At 67.7% G+C, this 13540-nt stretch carries 16 protein-coding genes and 1 riboswitch; of the genes, 15 read left to right on the forward strand and 1 reads right to left on the reverse strand.

From position 1 onward, the window contains the following. The first annotated feature begins 252 nt into the window (after positions 1 to 252). The 15 genes from ffh to thiC all read left to right on the forward strand — a co-directional run bounded on the left by ffh (position 253) and on the right by thiC (position 13175). Positions 253 to 1638, forward strand: coding sequence for a signal recognition particle protein (gene ffh / locus I71_RS34520; protein ID WP_042704835.1), 1386 nt, complete (start codon positions 253 to 255; stop codon positions 1636 to 1638). Positions 1639 to 1699: 61 nt separating this feature from the next. Further along, entirely contained in the window at positions 1700 to 2056 is a 357-nt protein-coding gene (rpsP, locus tag I71_RS34525) for a 30S ribosomal protein S16 (RefSeq protein WP_042704821.1), read from the forward strand. Positions 2057 to 2104: 48 nt separating this feature from the next. Then, positions 2105 to 2683 (forward strand): ribosome maturation factor RimM, encoded by a 579-nt coding sequence (rimM, locus tag I71_RS34530; protein WP_042704822.1) that lies wholly within the window; start codon positions 2105 to 2107, stop codon positions 2681 to 2683. A gap of 59 nt (positions 2684 to 2742) precedes the next feature. Continuing rightward, entirely contained in the window at positions 2743 to 3489 is a 747-nt protein-coding gene (gene trmD / locus I71_RS34535; protein ID WP_244434238.1) for a tRNA (guanosine(37)-N1)-methyltransferase TrmD, read from the forward strand. A 41-nt stretch (positions 3490 to 3530) separates the two neighbouring features. Then, positions 3531 to 3926: a 50S ribosomal protein L19 gene (gene rplS / locus I71_RS34540; RefSeq protein ID WP_042704824.1), complete on the forward strand. Its 396-nt coding sequence runs from the start codon at positions 3531 to 3533 to the stop codon at positions 3924 to 3926. A 101-nt stretch (positions 3927 to 4027) separates the two neighbouring features. Further along, the gene (rpmH, locus tag I71_RS34545) at positions 4028 to 4162 is read left to right on the forward strand and encodes a 50S ribosomal protein L34 (protein WP_012973146.1); all 135 of its coding nucleotides are present in this window, start codon (positions 4028 to 4030) and stop codon (positions 4160 to 4162) included. An 8-nt stretch (positions 4163 to 4170) separates the two neighbouring features. Then, positions 4171 to 4557 carry a ribonuclease P protein component gene (gene rnpA, locus I71_RS34550; RefSeq protein WP_042704825.1) on the forward strand — a complete coding sequence of 129 codons (387 nt, stop codon included), beginning with the start codon at positions 4171 to 4173 and terminating at the stop codon, positions 4555 to 4557. 15 nt (positions 4558 to 4572) lie between these two features. Next, positions 4573 to 4902 carry a membrane protein insertion efficiency factor YidD gene (gene yidD / locus I71_RS34555; RefSeq protein ID WP_042704826.1) on the forward strand — a complete coding sequence of 110 codons (330 nt, stop codon included), beginning with the start codon at positions 4573 to 4575 and terminating at the stop codon, positions 4900 to 4902. Between the two features lie 54 nt (positions 4903 to 4956). Beyond that, positions 4957 to 6690, forward strand: a complete 1734-nt coding sequence (gene yidC / locus I71_RS34560; RefSeq protein ID WP_042704827.1) for a membrane protein insertase YidC — start codon at positions 4957 to 4959, stop codon at positions 6688 to 6690. A gap of 107 nt (positions 6691 to 6797) precedes the next feature. After that, complete coding sequence (gene yihA / locus I71_RS34565; protein ID WP_042704828.1) at positions 6798 to 7481, forward strand: ribosome biogenesis GTP-binding protein YihA/YsxC; 684 nt, start codon at positions 6798 to 6800, stop codon at positions 7479 to 7481. Between the two features lie 12 nt (positions 7482 to 7493). Next, a complete protein-coding gene (locus tag I71_RS34570; RefSeq protein WP_042704829.1) occupies positions 7494 to 8786 on the forward strand; it encodes a cation:proton antiporter in 1293 nt (430 codons plus the stop codon). A gap of 82 nt (positions 8787 to 8868) precedes the next feature. Continuing rightward, a complete protein-coding gene (gene argB, locus I71_RS34575) occupies positions 8869 to 9768 on the forward strand; it encodes an acetylglutamate kinase (RefSeq protein ID WP_042704830.1) in 900 nt (299 codons plus the stop codon). Positions 9769 to 9787: 19 nt separating this feature from the next. Then, positions 9788 to 10072, forward strand: coding sequence for a hypothetical protein (locus tag I71_RS34580; protein WP_042704831.1), 285 nt, complete (start codon positions 9788 to 9790; stop codon positions 10070 to 10072). A gap of 50 nt (positions 10073 to 10122) precedes the next feature. Beyond that, positions 10123 to 11106, forward strand: a complete 984-nt coding sequence (locus I71_RS34585; RefSeq protein ID WP_042704832.1) for a CorA family divalent cation transporter — start codon at positions 10123 to 10125, stop codon at positions 11104 to 11106. A gap of 76 nt (positions 11107 to 11182) precedes the next feature. Continuing rightward, a riboswitch (TPP riboswitch) is annotated at positions 11183 to 11316 on the forward strand. 131 nt (positions 11317 to 11447) lie between these two features. Beyond that, positions 11448 to 13175, forward strand: coding sequence for a phosphomethylpyrimidine synthase ThiC (gene thiC / locus I71_RS34590; RefSeq protein ID WP_042704833.1), 1728 nt, complete (start codon positions 11448 to 11450; stop codon positions 13173 to 13175). Between the two features lie 34 nt (positions 13176 to 13209). Here the strand turns inward: thiC and I71_RS34595 are convergent. Beyond that, positions 13210 to 13540 (reverse strand): GreA/GreB family elongation factor (locus I71_RS34595; protein ID WP_042704834.1); only part of this gene is annotated, 331 nt, incomplete at its 5' end.

Here is a 13540-nt window from a genome sequence, read left to right on the forward strand (position 1 = left end):
TCGGCGAGGCGCACGGGCGTTCCAACGCCGGACGGTGCAGGGGCGGCCGTTCTAATCGCCGTTCTAATGGTTGACTCCCCCTGCCGGCTTCTCTATGGTCCGCCGACCTGTCTTCCGCAAAGCCGATAGACCGGGTGCCTCGGCCCCATGCCGGGTATCTCCGCCAGTCCGCGAAATTCGCGCACTGGCGCTTTCGTGCTTGTGCGGGTGGCGGCCCTGACGCTGGACCCGGAACTGGGGAACGAGTATCGCATGTTCGAAGGCCTGACCGGACGCCTGGGCGACATCTTCGACAAGCTGCGCCGCCGTGGCGCGCTGAGCGAGGAGGACGTCTCTGCCGCACTGCGCGAGGTTCGCGTGGCGTTGCTGGAGGCTGACGTCGCCCTGCCCGTCGTCAAGCAGTTCGTCACCCAGGTGAAGGAACGCGCCGTCGGGCAGGAGGTGCTGAAGTCGGTCACTCCCGGCCAGCAGGTCATCAAGATCGTCCACGACAACCTCGTGGAGATGCTGGGCGAAGGGTCGGAGATCAACCTGAACGCCGCCGCGCCGGTGCCGATCCTGATGGTCGGCCTGCAGGGCTCGGGCAAGACCACCAGCACCGCCAAGATCGCGCTCCGCCTGAAGACCAAGGACCGCAAGAAGGTCCTGATGGCCTCGCTGGACGTCCGCCGTCCGGCCGCCCAGGAGCAGTTGAAGGTTCTCGGCGAGCAGACCGGCGTCGCCACCCTGCCGATCGTGCCGGGCCAGGATCCGGTCGCCATCGCCAAGCGCGCCATCGAGACCGGCCGTCTCGAAGGCTATGATGTCGTCATGCTCGACACCGCCGGCCGCCTCGCCATCGACGAGGAGCTGATGGCGGAGGTCGCGGCGGTCCGCGACGCGACCAGGCCGGTGGAAACCCTGCTGGTCGCCGACGCGATGACCGGCCAGGACGCCGTCACCGTCGCCACCAATTTCAACGACAAGGTCGGCATCACCGGCATCGTGCTGACCCGCATCGACGGCGACGCGCGCGGCGGTGCGGCCCTGTCGATGCGCCAGATCACCGGCAAGCCGATCAAGCTGCTGGGCGTCGGCGAGAAGATCGACGCGCTGGAGCCCTTCCACCCCGACCGCATCGCCGGCCGTATCCTCGGCATGGGCGACGTGGTGTCGCTGGTGGAGAAGGCCGTCGAGACCATCGACAAGGACGAGGCCGAAAAGCTCGCCCGCAAGATGGAGAAGGGCCAGGGCTTCGACCTCGACGACATGGCGATGCAGCTGAAGCAGCTCCGCAAGATGGGCGGCATGTCCGGCCTGATGGGAATGCTGCCGGGCATCGGCAAGATCAAGGACCAGCTGAAGGACGCCAACGTCGACGACGGGATGATCAAGCGCCAGGAGGCGATCATCTCCTCGATGACCAAGGCGGAGCGCAAGAACCCCGACATCATCAAGGCATCGCGCCGCAAGCGCATCGCCGCCGGTTCCGGCACCTCGGTGCAGGAGGTCAACAAGCTGCTGAAGCAGTTCGAGACCATGCGCGGAATGATGAAGCAGGTGCAGAAGCTTGGGAAGAAGGGGATGCTGCGCGGCGGCCTCGGAAACCTGCTGCCGAAGGGACTCGGCGGCTTCGGCGGCAAGGGGCCTTTCGGCTGACCCGACCGCCTCTCGAAATCACCTGATACCTGTTTGACTTGAGAAGAGAAAGTTTCGACCAATGGCTCTGAAGATTCGTCTGGCTCGCGGTGGTGCGAAGAAGCGTCCGTTCTACTCGATCGTCATCGCGGACGCCCGCAGCCCGCGTGACGGCCGCTTCATCGAGAAGATCGGCACCTACAACCCGATGCTGCCGCGCGAGCATGAGCAGCGCATCATCCTGAACGCCGAGCGTGCCAAGCATTGGCTGTCGGTCGGCGCCCAGCCGACGGACCGCGTCGTTCACTTCCTGGCCACTGCCGGCCTGGTCGAGAAGCCCGCCGTCCGCGAGACCCCGAAGAAGTCGGCTCCGAAGGCCAAGGCGCAGGAGCGTCTGAAGGCCGAGGCCGCCGCCGCCGCGGCTGCCGCCGAGGGTTGAGGTTAAGGTCAGGGTTGAGGTCGTGACGACGTGTCGGGTGTTCCTTCGATGACCGCCAAAATCTGTGTCGGCCAGTTCGCGGGATCGCACGGCGTGCGGGGGCTGGTGAAGCTGCGCAGCTTCACCGCCGAACCCGCCGACATCATGACCTATGGCCCGCTGTCGGACGAAAAGGGTAGCCGCCGGTTCACGGTGACGCTCCAGGGCATGGTCAAGGAAAACTTCCTTGCCAAGGTCGACGGGGTGACCAGCCGCGAACAGGCGCAGGCTCTGGCCGGTGTGCGGCTCTATGTCGACCGCGCCGCCCTGCCGGCGACGGAGGACGAGGATGAGTTCTACCATGCCGATCTGATCGGTCTGCGTGCGGAACTCGCCGATGGAACCGTCTACGGCACGGTGAAGGCGATCTACGACTTCGGGGCCGGCGACGTGCTGGAGGTCAGGACCGCCGGCGGGCCGCTGGAGATGCTTCCCTTCTCCAAGGCCTGCGTGCCGGTGGTGGATGTCCGGGGCGGCCGAATCGTCGTCGATCTTCCGTCCGTGATCGAAGCCCGTGAGGGTTCCGGCGACGAAGACGGGGACGAGGGGGAAGAGGACGGGGACCGGCGCGGGGAGGAGGGGCCGTGAATCACGGCGCCGAGGGTCCGCGGGTCTGGACGGCCAAGGTTCTGACGCTGTTCCCGGAAATGTTTCCGGGGCCGCTCGGCCACTCGCTGGCCGGCAAGGCGTTGGAAAATGGAGTCTGGGCGCTGGAATCGGTGGACATTCGCTCGTTCGCGCGCGATAAACACCGCTCCGTCGACGACACCCCCTTCGGCGGAGGGGCCGGCATGGTCATGCGGCCCGATGTGCTGGACGCGGCCTTGACCGCGACGGCGGGACCTGTGGGGGCACCGGGACGTGGCCGGGCGATCTATCTGTCGCCTCGCGGACGGGTGCTGGACCAGGAACTGGTCAAGGAGCTGGCCGCCACCCCGGTGGTGACGCTGCTCTGCGGCCGGTACGAAGGGGTGGACCAACGGGTCCTCGATGCGCACGGCCTCGAAGAGGTCAGCCTCGGGGATTTCGTGCTGTCCGGCGGGGAACTCGCCGCGCTCAGCCTGATGGATGCCGTGGTGCGCTTGCTCCCCGGCGTCATGGGCAACGTGGAGACGGCGGGCGAAGAGAGTTTCGAACGGGGGTTGCTCGAATACCCCCACTACACCCGGCCGGCGGTCTGGACCGACGGGCAGGGTGTGGAGCGCGCGGTGCCGGAGGTTCTGCTCTCCGGCCACCACGGAAGGGTCAAGGCCTGGCGGCTGGCCGAGGCGGAGACGATCACGGAGGCCCGACGGCCGGACCTGTGGTCGCTCTACCAGGCGGGGCGTCCGGCAGAAACTGTTACGAACAAGGGTCGACGGCAGGCTCGCCGGCGCGACCCGAAACCGGAGTGACGGTCCGCCGCGAGGCGCGCCGATAGAAAAGGGGTAGTGCTATGAACCTGTTGCAGCAGCTCGAGCAGGAGCAGATCGAGAAGGCCCTCGGTGGCAAGACGATCCCGGAGTTCTCCTCGGGCGATACCGTCCGCGTGAACGTGAAGGTCGTCGAAGGCACGCGCGAGCGTGTCCAGGCCTATGAGGGCGTCGTGATCGCCCGCAAGAACGCCGGGCTGAACAGCTCCTTCACCGTTCGCAAGATCAGCTACGGCGAGGGCGTGGAGCGCGTGTTCCCGCTGTACTCTCCGCGCATCGACTCGATCGAGCTGGTCCGCAAGGGCGCCGTCCGTCGCGCCAAGCTGTACTATCTGCGCGATCTGCGCGGCAAGGCCGCCCGCATCGCCGAGCGCACCACCGGCCGCGGCATGGTCAACGGCCGCAAGGCTGCCGAGTAAGGCAGCTTCCGGTTCGTTTCAGGTTCATAGATTCGGCGCCCGGCCACCCGGCTGGGCGTCTTCTTCCCGTCACCATCAGCAAAGCTTAAGGAGTAGGCGCCATGAAGCGCACGTTCCAGCCGTCCAAAATCGTGCGTAAGCGTCGTCATGGCTTCCGCGCCCGTATGGCCACCGTCGGCGGCCGCAAGGTGATCGCCCGCCGCCGCGCCCGCGGCCGCAAGGTTCTGAGCGCCTGATCCCCGCGATGGCGGCGCCGGGCCACGAGGTCGGGCGCCTGATGCGGCGGCCGGAATTTCTGGCCGTGGCCGGGACACGGCGCAAGCATGTGGCTCCCGGCCTGATCCTCCAGGTGCGCCGGCACGACGACAGGCAGCGGCCCGCCGACGGCGGTCCGCCCATCCGTCTGGGGTTGACGGCGAGCCGCAAGGTCGGCAACGCGGTGGTGCGCAATCGTGCCCGCCGCCGTTTGCGTGAGGCCGCGCGGCAGATTCTGACCGTTCATGCGGCGCCCGGACACGATTTCGTGCTGGTCGCCCGCGGCGGCACGGCCGAGCGGCCGTGGACCGACCTGCTCGGCGACCTGACCGCCGGGCTGAAGCGCCTCGGCCTGTGGCGCGAGGCGGAAGGGTAGGAGGCCCGCGACGTCATGTTTCGCATCGCCGGCCTCAGCCCGCTCGCGCACCTGCTCCGCGCGCTCGTCTATCTCTATCGCTGGACCTTGTCGCCCTTCGTGGGCTGGCAGTGCCGTTTCCAGCCGACCTGCTCCTGCTACGCCATCGAATCGCTGGAAAAGCACGGCGCCATCCGGGGGGGATGGCTGACGCTGCGCCGGCTCGGGCGTTGCCATCCCTGGGGCGGGTCGGGCTGGGATCCCGTGCCCGATCCCGGAGCGCCGAAGGCGCGCATGATGCCGCATCGCTGCGGTTCGCGGGAAAATGGGCATGCGGCGGTTGCCCAGCCCGGCGAAAACCCGTAACAAGGCCGCGCACACGCCGACCTTCTTCAAAGGCCCCACGGCAACCGGGACGCCATGACCGACCAACGCAACCTCATCATCGCGATTGCCCTGTCGATCGCCATCCTTCTGGGCTTCCAGTATTTCTACGAGAAGCCGCGGGTGGAGCAGCAGAAGCAACTCGCCGCCCAGCAGGCCGCCCAGACGGAGCAGTCGGTGCCGGTGCCCGCCCCCGGCGTGCCTGCCCAGCTGCCCTCCGGCATGAGCACGGCCGAGGTCGCGAAGGAGCGCCCGGAACTGCTCGCCGAGCAGATGGCCGCAGGCACCCGCGTGAAGATCGACACGCCGGCCCTGCACGGCTCGGTCAACCTCGTCGGCGGCCGCATCGACGACCTGACGCTGGCCCAGTATCACGAGACGCCGGACCCCAAGAGCCCGGAGATCGTGCTGCTGGCCCCGGCCGGCACGCCCGCCGCCTATTACGCCGAGTTCGGCTGGGTGCCGCAGGGCGCCGGCATCGCCGCCCCGACCGCGACCACTCGCTGGACCGCCGATGGCGCCGCACTCACCCCGGACAAGCCGCTGACCCTGAGCTGGGACAACGGCCAGGGTCTGGTGTTCGAGCGCAAGATCGCCGTCGATCCGGACTTCATGTTCACGGTGACGCAGACCGTGCGCAACACCGGCGCCGCTCCGGTCACCCTGCTGCCCTACAGCCTGGTGTCGCGCAGCGGCACGCCGCACACGTCCGGCTATTACATCCTGCATGAAGGCCCGCTCGGCGTCTTCAACGGCTCGCTGACCGAAGAGAAGTACGACGACGTCCGCAAGGCCGGCTCCATCGCCAAGGACACCACCGGCGGCTGGGTCGGCATCACCGACAAGTACTGGCTGGTCTCGCTGGTGCCCGACCCGAGCGAGAAGGTCACCGCGCGCTTCCTCTACAACCAGGTCGCCAACACCGACCGCTACCAGACCGACACCATGGGTGCCCCGGTCACGGTGGCGCCGGGCGCCTCGGCCGAGAACACCGGCCGCCTGTTCGCCGGCGCCAAGCAGGTGAAGCTGCTCGACAGCTACTCCGAGAAGCTGAACATCAAGAACTTCGATCTCGCCATCGACTTCGGCTGGTTCTACTTCCTGACCAAGCCGTTCTTCTACGCGCTCGATTTCCTGGGCCGTGTCATCGGCAACTTCGGCATCGCCATCCTGGTGCTGACCGTCTGCGTCAAGGCCGTCTTCTTCCCGCTCGCCAACAAGTCCTATCAGGCGATGAGCAAGATGAAGGCCCTGCAGCCCAAGATGCAGGAGCTGCGCGAGAAGTTCAGCGACGATCAGGCGCGCATGAACCAGGAGCTGATGGCGCTGTACAAGCGCGAGAAGGTCTCCCCGGTGTCGGGCTGTCTGCCCATCCTGATCCAGATCCCGGTCTTCTTCTCGCTCTACAAGGTGCTGTTCGTGACCATCGAAATGCGGCACGCGCCGTTCTTCGGCTGGATCCACGACCTGTCCTCCCCCGATCCGACGAACCTGTTCACGGCGTTCGGCCTGATCCCGTGGAGCCCGCCGACCATGCTGCATCTCGGCCTGTGGCCGCTGATCATGGGCGTGACGATGTGGTTCCAGCAGAAGATGAACCCGGCTCCGCCGGACCCGGTCCAGGCGAAGGTGTTCCAGTTCCTGCCCATCGTCTTCACCTTCATGCTCGCCGGCTTCCCGGCCGGTCTGGTGATCTATTGGGCCTGGAACAACACCCTGTCGGTCCTGCAGCAGTGGACCATCATGAAGCGCATGGGCGTGAAGGCCTGATCGGCCCCCTTTCCCGCCCAGTTTCTGAGACCTGCCGCCGGCAAAGGCCCTTGACGGGACTTTGCCGGCGGTATGTTTTTCAGCCCATCCCAACGAGAGCGCCCGCCATGACCCCCTCCGACACGCCGCCCCCCAACACTCCCAGCATCGTTGCCGGCTTCGACGAGGCCGCGCTGGAGGCCGGCCGGCTGCTGTTCGCCAAGGAGTGCGACTTCGTCTGGGGCGCCAACGCGCTGAACCAGCTGCCGGAGGCGGACCTGCCGGAGGTCGCCTTCGCCGGCCGGTCGAATGTCGGCAAGTCGAGCCTCGTCAACGCGCTGACCGGGCGCAAGACGCTGGCCCGCACCTCCAACACGCCGGGGCGCACGCAGCAGCTCAACTTCTTCAACCTCGGCAACCGGCTGAAGCTGGTGGACATGCCCGGCTATGGCTACGCCAAGGAATCGAAGGAGAAGGTGGAGGCATGGAACGACATGGTCCGCCGCTTTCTGCGCGGCCGCGTCACCCTGCGCCGGGCGCTGGTGCTCATCGATTCGCGCCATGGGCTGAAGCCCAACGACCATGAGATCATGGAGATGCTCGACCGCACGGCGGTGCCCTATGTCGTCGTGCTGACCAAGGCGGACAAGGTGAAGCCGGCGGAACTGGACAGGATCCGCCGCGACACCCAGGCGGGGCTGAAGAAGCACCCGGCCGCCTTCCCCGACATCCATGTCACCAGTTCCGAGAAGGGTATCGGCATCGCCGAGCTGCGCGCCAGCCTCGCGGCGCTCGCCCTGGCAGCCGAGTAAAGGGCGGCGGCGATGGGTGGCCTTTCCCCCGCGCTGCTGTTCCTGATGCAGGCCCTGCTGTTGATCGCCGGGCCGTTTCTGCTGTGGCGGCTCGGCGGTGGGCGTCACATCGCCCCGATGGTGGTCGTCCAGATCCTGTTCGGGGTGGCGCTGGGGCCGTCGCTGCTCGGCCGGCTGCTGCCGGATCTGTGGGGCGTGCTGTTCGCCCCAGCCGCACTCGCGCCGCTGTCCGGGCTGGCGCTGATGGCCGTGGTGTTCTTCGCCTTTCTCACCGGCCTGCACCTCGATCCCGCCGAGTTCCGCGGCCGGGGCGGGGCCTTCGCGATTGTCGCATTGTCCAGCATGCTGGTGCCGACCCTGCTGGGCGGCGCCCTGGGCTGGTGGCTGGCCGGCGCCTTCCCCGGCATGACCGGACCGCACGCCACCCCCGGCCTGTTCGCAGCCGGTTTCGGCATCTGTGTCGGCGTCACCGCGTTGCCGGTGCTGGGCGCCATCCTGCGCGAGATGGATTTGCTGAGCGACCGGGTGGGGCGGCTGGCGCTGGGTTATGCCGCGGTGAACGACGCGCTGCTCTGGCTGCTGATCACCGCGGTGCTGGCCTGGGCGGCCGCCGACGGGACGAATGGTGGCGGCGACGCCGGGGCAGTCGCGAAGGTCGGCGTGCTGGGCTTCGCCTATGTCGGGGCGACGGTCCTGGTCGTGCGCCCGCTGCTCGACCGCCTCTTGAAACGGGTGGCGCCGGACGGGCGGATGGGCGACACCGCGGTGGTGGTGACCTGTGCCGCTCTGCTGGCCTCGGCCGCGGTGACCGAGCTGATCGGGCTGCACTACATCCTGGGCGCCTTCATCGCCGGCAGCGCCATGCCGCGCCGCTACGCCGCCGCCATCCTCGACCGGCTGGAGCATTTCGCCACGCTGATCCTGCTGCCCTTCTTCTTCACGCTGACTGGGCTGAAGGTGACTCTGACACTGGACGACCCGGCGCAATGGGCAGTCTTCGCGCTCGCCAGTCTCGCCACGCTCGCCGGCAAGATAGCCGGCACCACGCTGCCCGCGCGCTGGACCGGGGAATCCTGGCCCGACGCGCTCCGCCTCGGCACGCTGATGCCGTGCAAGGGGCTGATGGAGGTCATCGTCCTGACCGTGCTGCTGGAAGCCGGCGTGCTGTCCGGTCCCTGTTTCTCGGCGATGGTGCTGATGGCGGTGGCGGTCACCGCCTTGACCCAGCCGATGACGCGCCTGGCCGGAGTGTGGCGTCCGGCCGGCGGCGCGGCGACGGCGAATGGCCGGTGCGGGGGGATGTGACCGTTAAATTGCCCCCTAGGCAACCGGCCGGCCTTTCCGTTAAAGAAACCCGACATTCCACCCCGACAAAGGGCATCCTCCCGTGCAGACTCCCACCCGTGACGAGTGGCTCGCCAAGGCCCGTACCCTGTCCGAAGCGCTGCCCTACATGCGCCGCTATGCCGGGAGCACCTTCGTCATCAAGTACGGCGGCCACGCCATGGGCGACGCCGGCCTGGCGGAGCTGTTCGCGCGCGACATCGTCCTGCTGAAGCAGGTCGGCATCAACCCGGTGGTCGTCCATGGTGGCGGGCCGCAGATCGGCCAGATGCTGGAGCGGCTGAAGATCAAGTCCAGCTTCATCGACGGCCTGCGCGTCACCGACAAGGAGACCGTCGAGGTGGTCCAGATGGTGCTGGCCGGCTCCATCAACAAACAGATCGTCGCCGCCATCAACAGCGCCGGCGGCCGGGCCGTTGGCCTGTCGGGCAAGGACAGCAACCTGATCACCGCCCGCCGGCTGGAGCGCGTGCAGCGTGATCCCGACAGCAACATCGAGCGGGTTCTGGACCTCGGCTTCGTCGGCGAGCCCTACAAGGTGAACCCGCAGATCCTGCACGCGCTCGCCCAGTCGGACATCATTCCGGTGATCGCTCCGGTCGGTTTCGACGTCAACGGCGACACCTACAACATCAACGCCGACACGGCGGCCGGCGCGGTCGCGGCGGCGGTGAAGGCGGCGCGCTTCTTCCTGCTGACCGACGTCGCCGGGGTGCTCGACAAGGAAAAGACGCTGATCGAGAAGATGTCGCTGGAGGATGCGCACAAGGCCATCGCCGACGGCACCGCCTCGGGCGGAATGATCCCGAAGATCGAGACCTGCATCGGCGCCGTGGAGCAGGGCGTCGATGCCGCCGTCATCCTGGATGGCCGCGTGCCGCACGCGCTGCTGCTGGAGATCTTCACCGAAGGCGGCGCCGGCACCCTGATCGGCAAGGCCTGACACCGTCCAAGGGGACCCGATGAGCGATCTGCGCAAGGAGCTGCTCCGCCAGATGAAGGCCATCCGCGAGAAGATGGACCCGAAGCTGGTGGAGCGTGCCAAGCTGGCGGCCTTGGGCAAGGTCCCCTATGACAGCGATGCGGCGAAGGAGGCGGTCGGCCATTTCCTCGACGCCAAGCGGGATGGCGGCGCCTTCCGCCGCAAGCTGGAACAGGCGCTGAAGGCCGAAGGCGCGACGCTGGACCTCGACGGGGAGAAGGCACCGCCGCCCATCAAGCCGCGCCGCGGCGGCCGGGTGACGTGAATGACCCTCTCCCGTCTCGGGAGTGATCGCACATCGCAAGGAGCACGGCCTTGCTGCATGTCTTCATCAATGACGGTGGCCTGCTGCGCTGGGCCAGGGACGCCACGGACGAGGCGGCGCCGCTGCCGGAGTCCGCTGTCTGGCTCGACCTGATCAACCCGACGCCCGACGAGCTGGCGCGGGCGGAGGCGTTGATCGGCACCGGCCTGCCCACCCGCGAGCAGATGGCGGAGATCGAGGAATCGAGCCGGCTGCGCGTTGCCGGCGGCGCCCTGACCATGACCGTCACCGCGTTGGTCTGGGCCGACACCGACGAGCCGCGCATCGCCACCGTCAGCTTCGTTCTGGTTGGTCGGCGGCTGGTGACCATCCACGACATCGACCCGCAGGCACTGCTGGCCTTCCGCCGCCGTGCCACCCATGGGCAGGTGTCGGCCGGCCGCGGCGAGCTGGTGCTGGCGGCGCTGGTGGACGGGATGATCGACCGCACCTCCGTCGTGCTGCGGCGGACCGGGGTGGAGCTGGACGCGCTGAACCGGCGCTTCTTCCGCGGGCGCAAGCTGCGGTCGCGTGGCGAGACGCTGGACGACGCCCAGACGCTGAAGCGCATCGGCCATGCCGGCCATCTGATCGGCAAGGCGCGGATCAGCCTCGCCAGCCTGTCCCGCATGACCGACTTCCTGGCGCGCGGCGACGGCTGGAACGCCGGCAAGGCGACGCGGCGCTGGGCCAAGACGACGCTGCAGGACCTGCGCGGACTCGACCAGTATGCCCGCTTCCTGTCCGGCAAGGTGGCTCTGGCGCTGGACACCGCTCTGGGCCAGATCCACGTCGAGCAGAACGAGATCGTCAAGATCGTCTCGGTGCTGACGGTGCTGCTCTATCCGCCGATCCTGGTGACCAGCATCGGCGGCATGAATTTCACCGACATGCCGGGGCACGGCTCGCCCTTCGGCTATCCCAGTGCGCTGGGGCTGATGCTGCTGTCGGCGCTGCTGCCGGTGATCTATGTGCGGCTGAAACGCTGGATGTGACGGGTTTCCACAATATGGCAGGCGGATCGTCGGCGGCGCTTTCCTTTTGACAGGGGCGCCTGCCGGGGGCAGGATGGGCGCATTCCAGGGGGGTCCCGACAGGGGGCTGAGATACCAACGGCCAAACGGCGTGAAGCGCCATCGGCAGCGTGGTGACCCTTTGAACCTGATCCGGGTCATACCGGCGAAGGGAGGGACCTCGTGACGGGCCGATTTCCGCCCCGTCAGGCCGACCAGGCCCCGCCATGCCGGGGACCATGCCAGGGTACGGCCCGCACGACGATACCGCACCTCCGTCCGCAGTCCCGGGTTTGTCCGCCCAACTCCGACGGAGAAACCCAATGCCCAAGGACTTCAACGAGAACGCCATCCGCATTTCGACCGGCCCGTTGCCGTCGTCGCGGAAAATCCATGTTCCCGGCACGCGCTTTCCCGATCTGCGCGTCGCCCTGCGCGAGATCGCGCTGTCGGGCGGCGAGCCGCCGCTGACCGTCTATGATGCCTCCGGCCCCTACACCGACGAGTCGGTCGCCATCGATGTGCGCGCCGGCCTGGCCAAGCACCGCCGCGACTGGATCCTCGCGCGCGGCGATGTCGAGACCACCGACAGCGGCGTGCTGCGCGCCAAGGGCGGCGGAGCGGTGACCCAGATGGCCTATGCCCGCGCCGGCATCGTCACCGCGGAGATGGACTACATCGCCGTCCGCGAGAATCTCGGCCGTGCCGCCGCCCTGGAGGCTGCGCGCGACGGCGAGGATTTCGGTGCCGACATCCCCGACTTCATCACCCCGGAATTCGTCCGCGACGAGGTGGCGCGCGGGCGGGCGATCATCCCGTCCAACGTCAATCATCCCGAGTCGGAGCCGATGATCATCGGCCGCAACTTCCTGACCAAGATCAACGCCAACATCGGCAACTCGGCCGTGACCTCCTCCATCGAGGAGGAGGTTGAGAAGATGGTCTGGTCGATCCGCTGGGGGGCCGACACCGTGATGGACCTGTCCACCGGTGCTGACATCCACCAGACCCGCGAGTGGATCCTGCGCAACTCCCCGGTTCCCATCGGCACCGTGCCGATCTATCAGGCGCTGGAGAAGGTGAAGGGCAAGGCCGAGGATCTGACCTGGGAGCTCTTCCGCGACACGCTGATCGAACAGGCGGAGCAGGGCGTCGATTACTTCACCATCCATGCCGGGCTGCGGCTGGCCCATATCCCGCTGACGGCGAAGCGGGTGACCGGCATCGTTTCGCGCGGCGGGTCGATCATCGCCAAATGGTGCCTGGCGCATCACCGCGAGAATTTCCTCTACGACCATTTCGCCGACATCGTCGAAATCTGCCGGACCTATGATGTGGCGCTGTCGATGGGCGACGGGCTGCGGCCGGGCAGCCAGGCCGACGCCAACGACGCCGCCCAGTTCGCCGAGCTGGAGACGCTGGGCGAGCTGACCAAGATCGCCTGGGCGCGCGACGTGCAGGTGATGATCGAGGGGCCGGGCCATGTGCCGATGCACAAGATCAAGCACAATGTCGAGAAGCAGCTGGCGCTGTGCGGCGAGGCGCCCTTCTACACGCTCGGGCCGTTGGTGACCGACATCGCGCCGGGCTACGACCACATCACCAGCGCCATCGGCGCGGCGATGATCGGCTGGTTCGGCACGGCGATGCTCTGCTACGTCACGCCGAAGGAGCATCTGGGTCTGCCCGACCGCGACGACGTCAAGGCCGGCGTCATCGCCTACAAGATCGCCGCCCATGCCGCCGACCTCGCCAAGGGGCACCCGGCGGCCCGGCTGCGCGACGACGCCATGTCGCGTGCCCGCTTCTCCTTCCGCTGGCGCGACCAGTTCGCCCTGTCGCTCGACCCCGACACGGCGATGGCCTACCACGACGAGACTTTGCCGGCGGAGGGCGCCAAGACCGCGCATTTCTGTTCGATGTGCGGGCCGAAATTCTGCTCGATGAAGATCACGCAGGAAATCCGCGACGCCGCAGAGTCCGGGATGGCCGAGATGTCGGAGAAGTTCCGCCAGTCGGGCGGGGAGATTTACCAGCCGGCGGCGGAGTGAGGTTGGCGAAGGGGGCGGGTTACCGCCCCCTTCGTCAGTCCGCGTAGCTGATGGCCAGTACCTCAACCTGCTCCATCCCGGCCGGGGTGCGCACGTCCACCAGATCGCCTTCGCGCGCCTTCAGCAGGGCACGGGCCATGGGCGAGATCCAGCTGACATGGCCGCGGTCGGGATCGACCTCGTCGGCGCCGACGATGGTGATGGTGTTTTCGGAGCCGTCCTCGCGGGCATAGGTGACGGTGGCGCCGAAGAAGACCTGTTCGCGGTTCTTCTGGTCTTGCGGATTGACCACCACCGCCGATTCCAGCCGCTTGTTCAGGAAGCGGATGCGGCGGTCGATTTCGCGCAGGCGCTTCTTGCCGTAG

Source organism: Azospirillum sp. B506 (assembly GCF_000333595.1).
Taxonomy (GTDB): domain Bacteria; phylum Pseudomonadota; class Alphaproteobacteria; order Azospirillales; family Azospirillaceae; genus Azospirillum.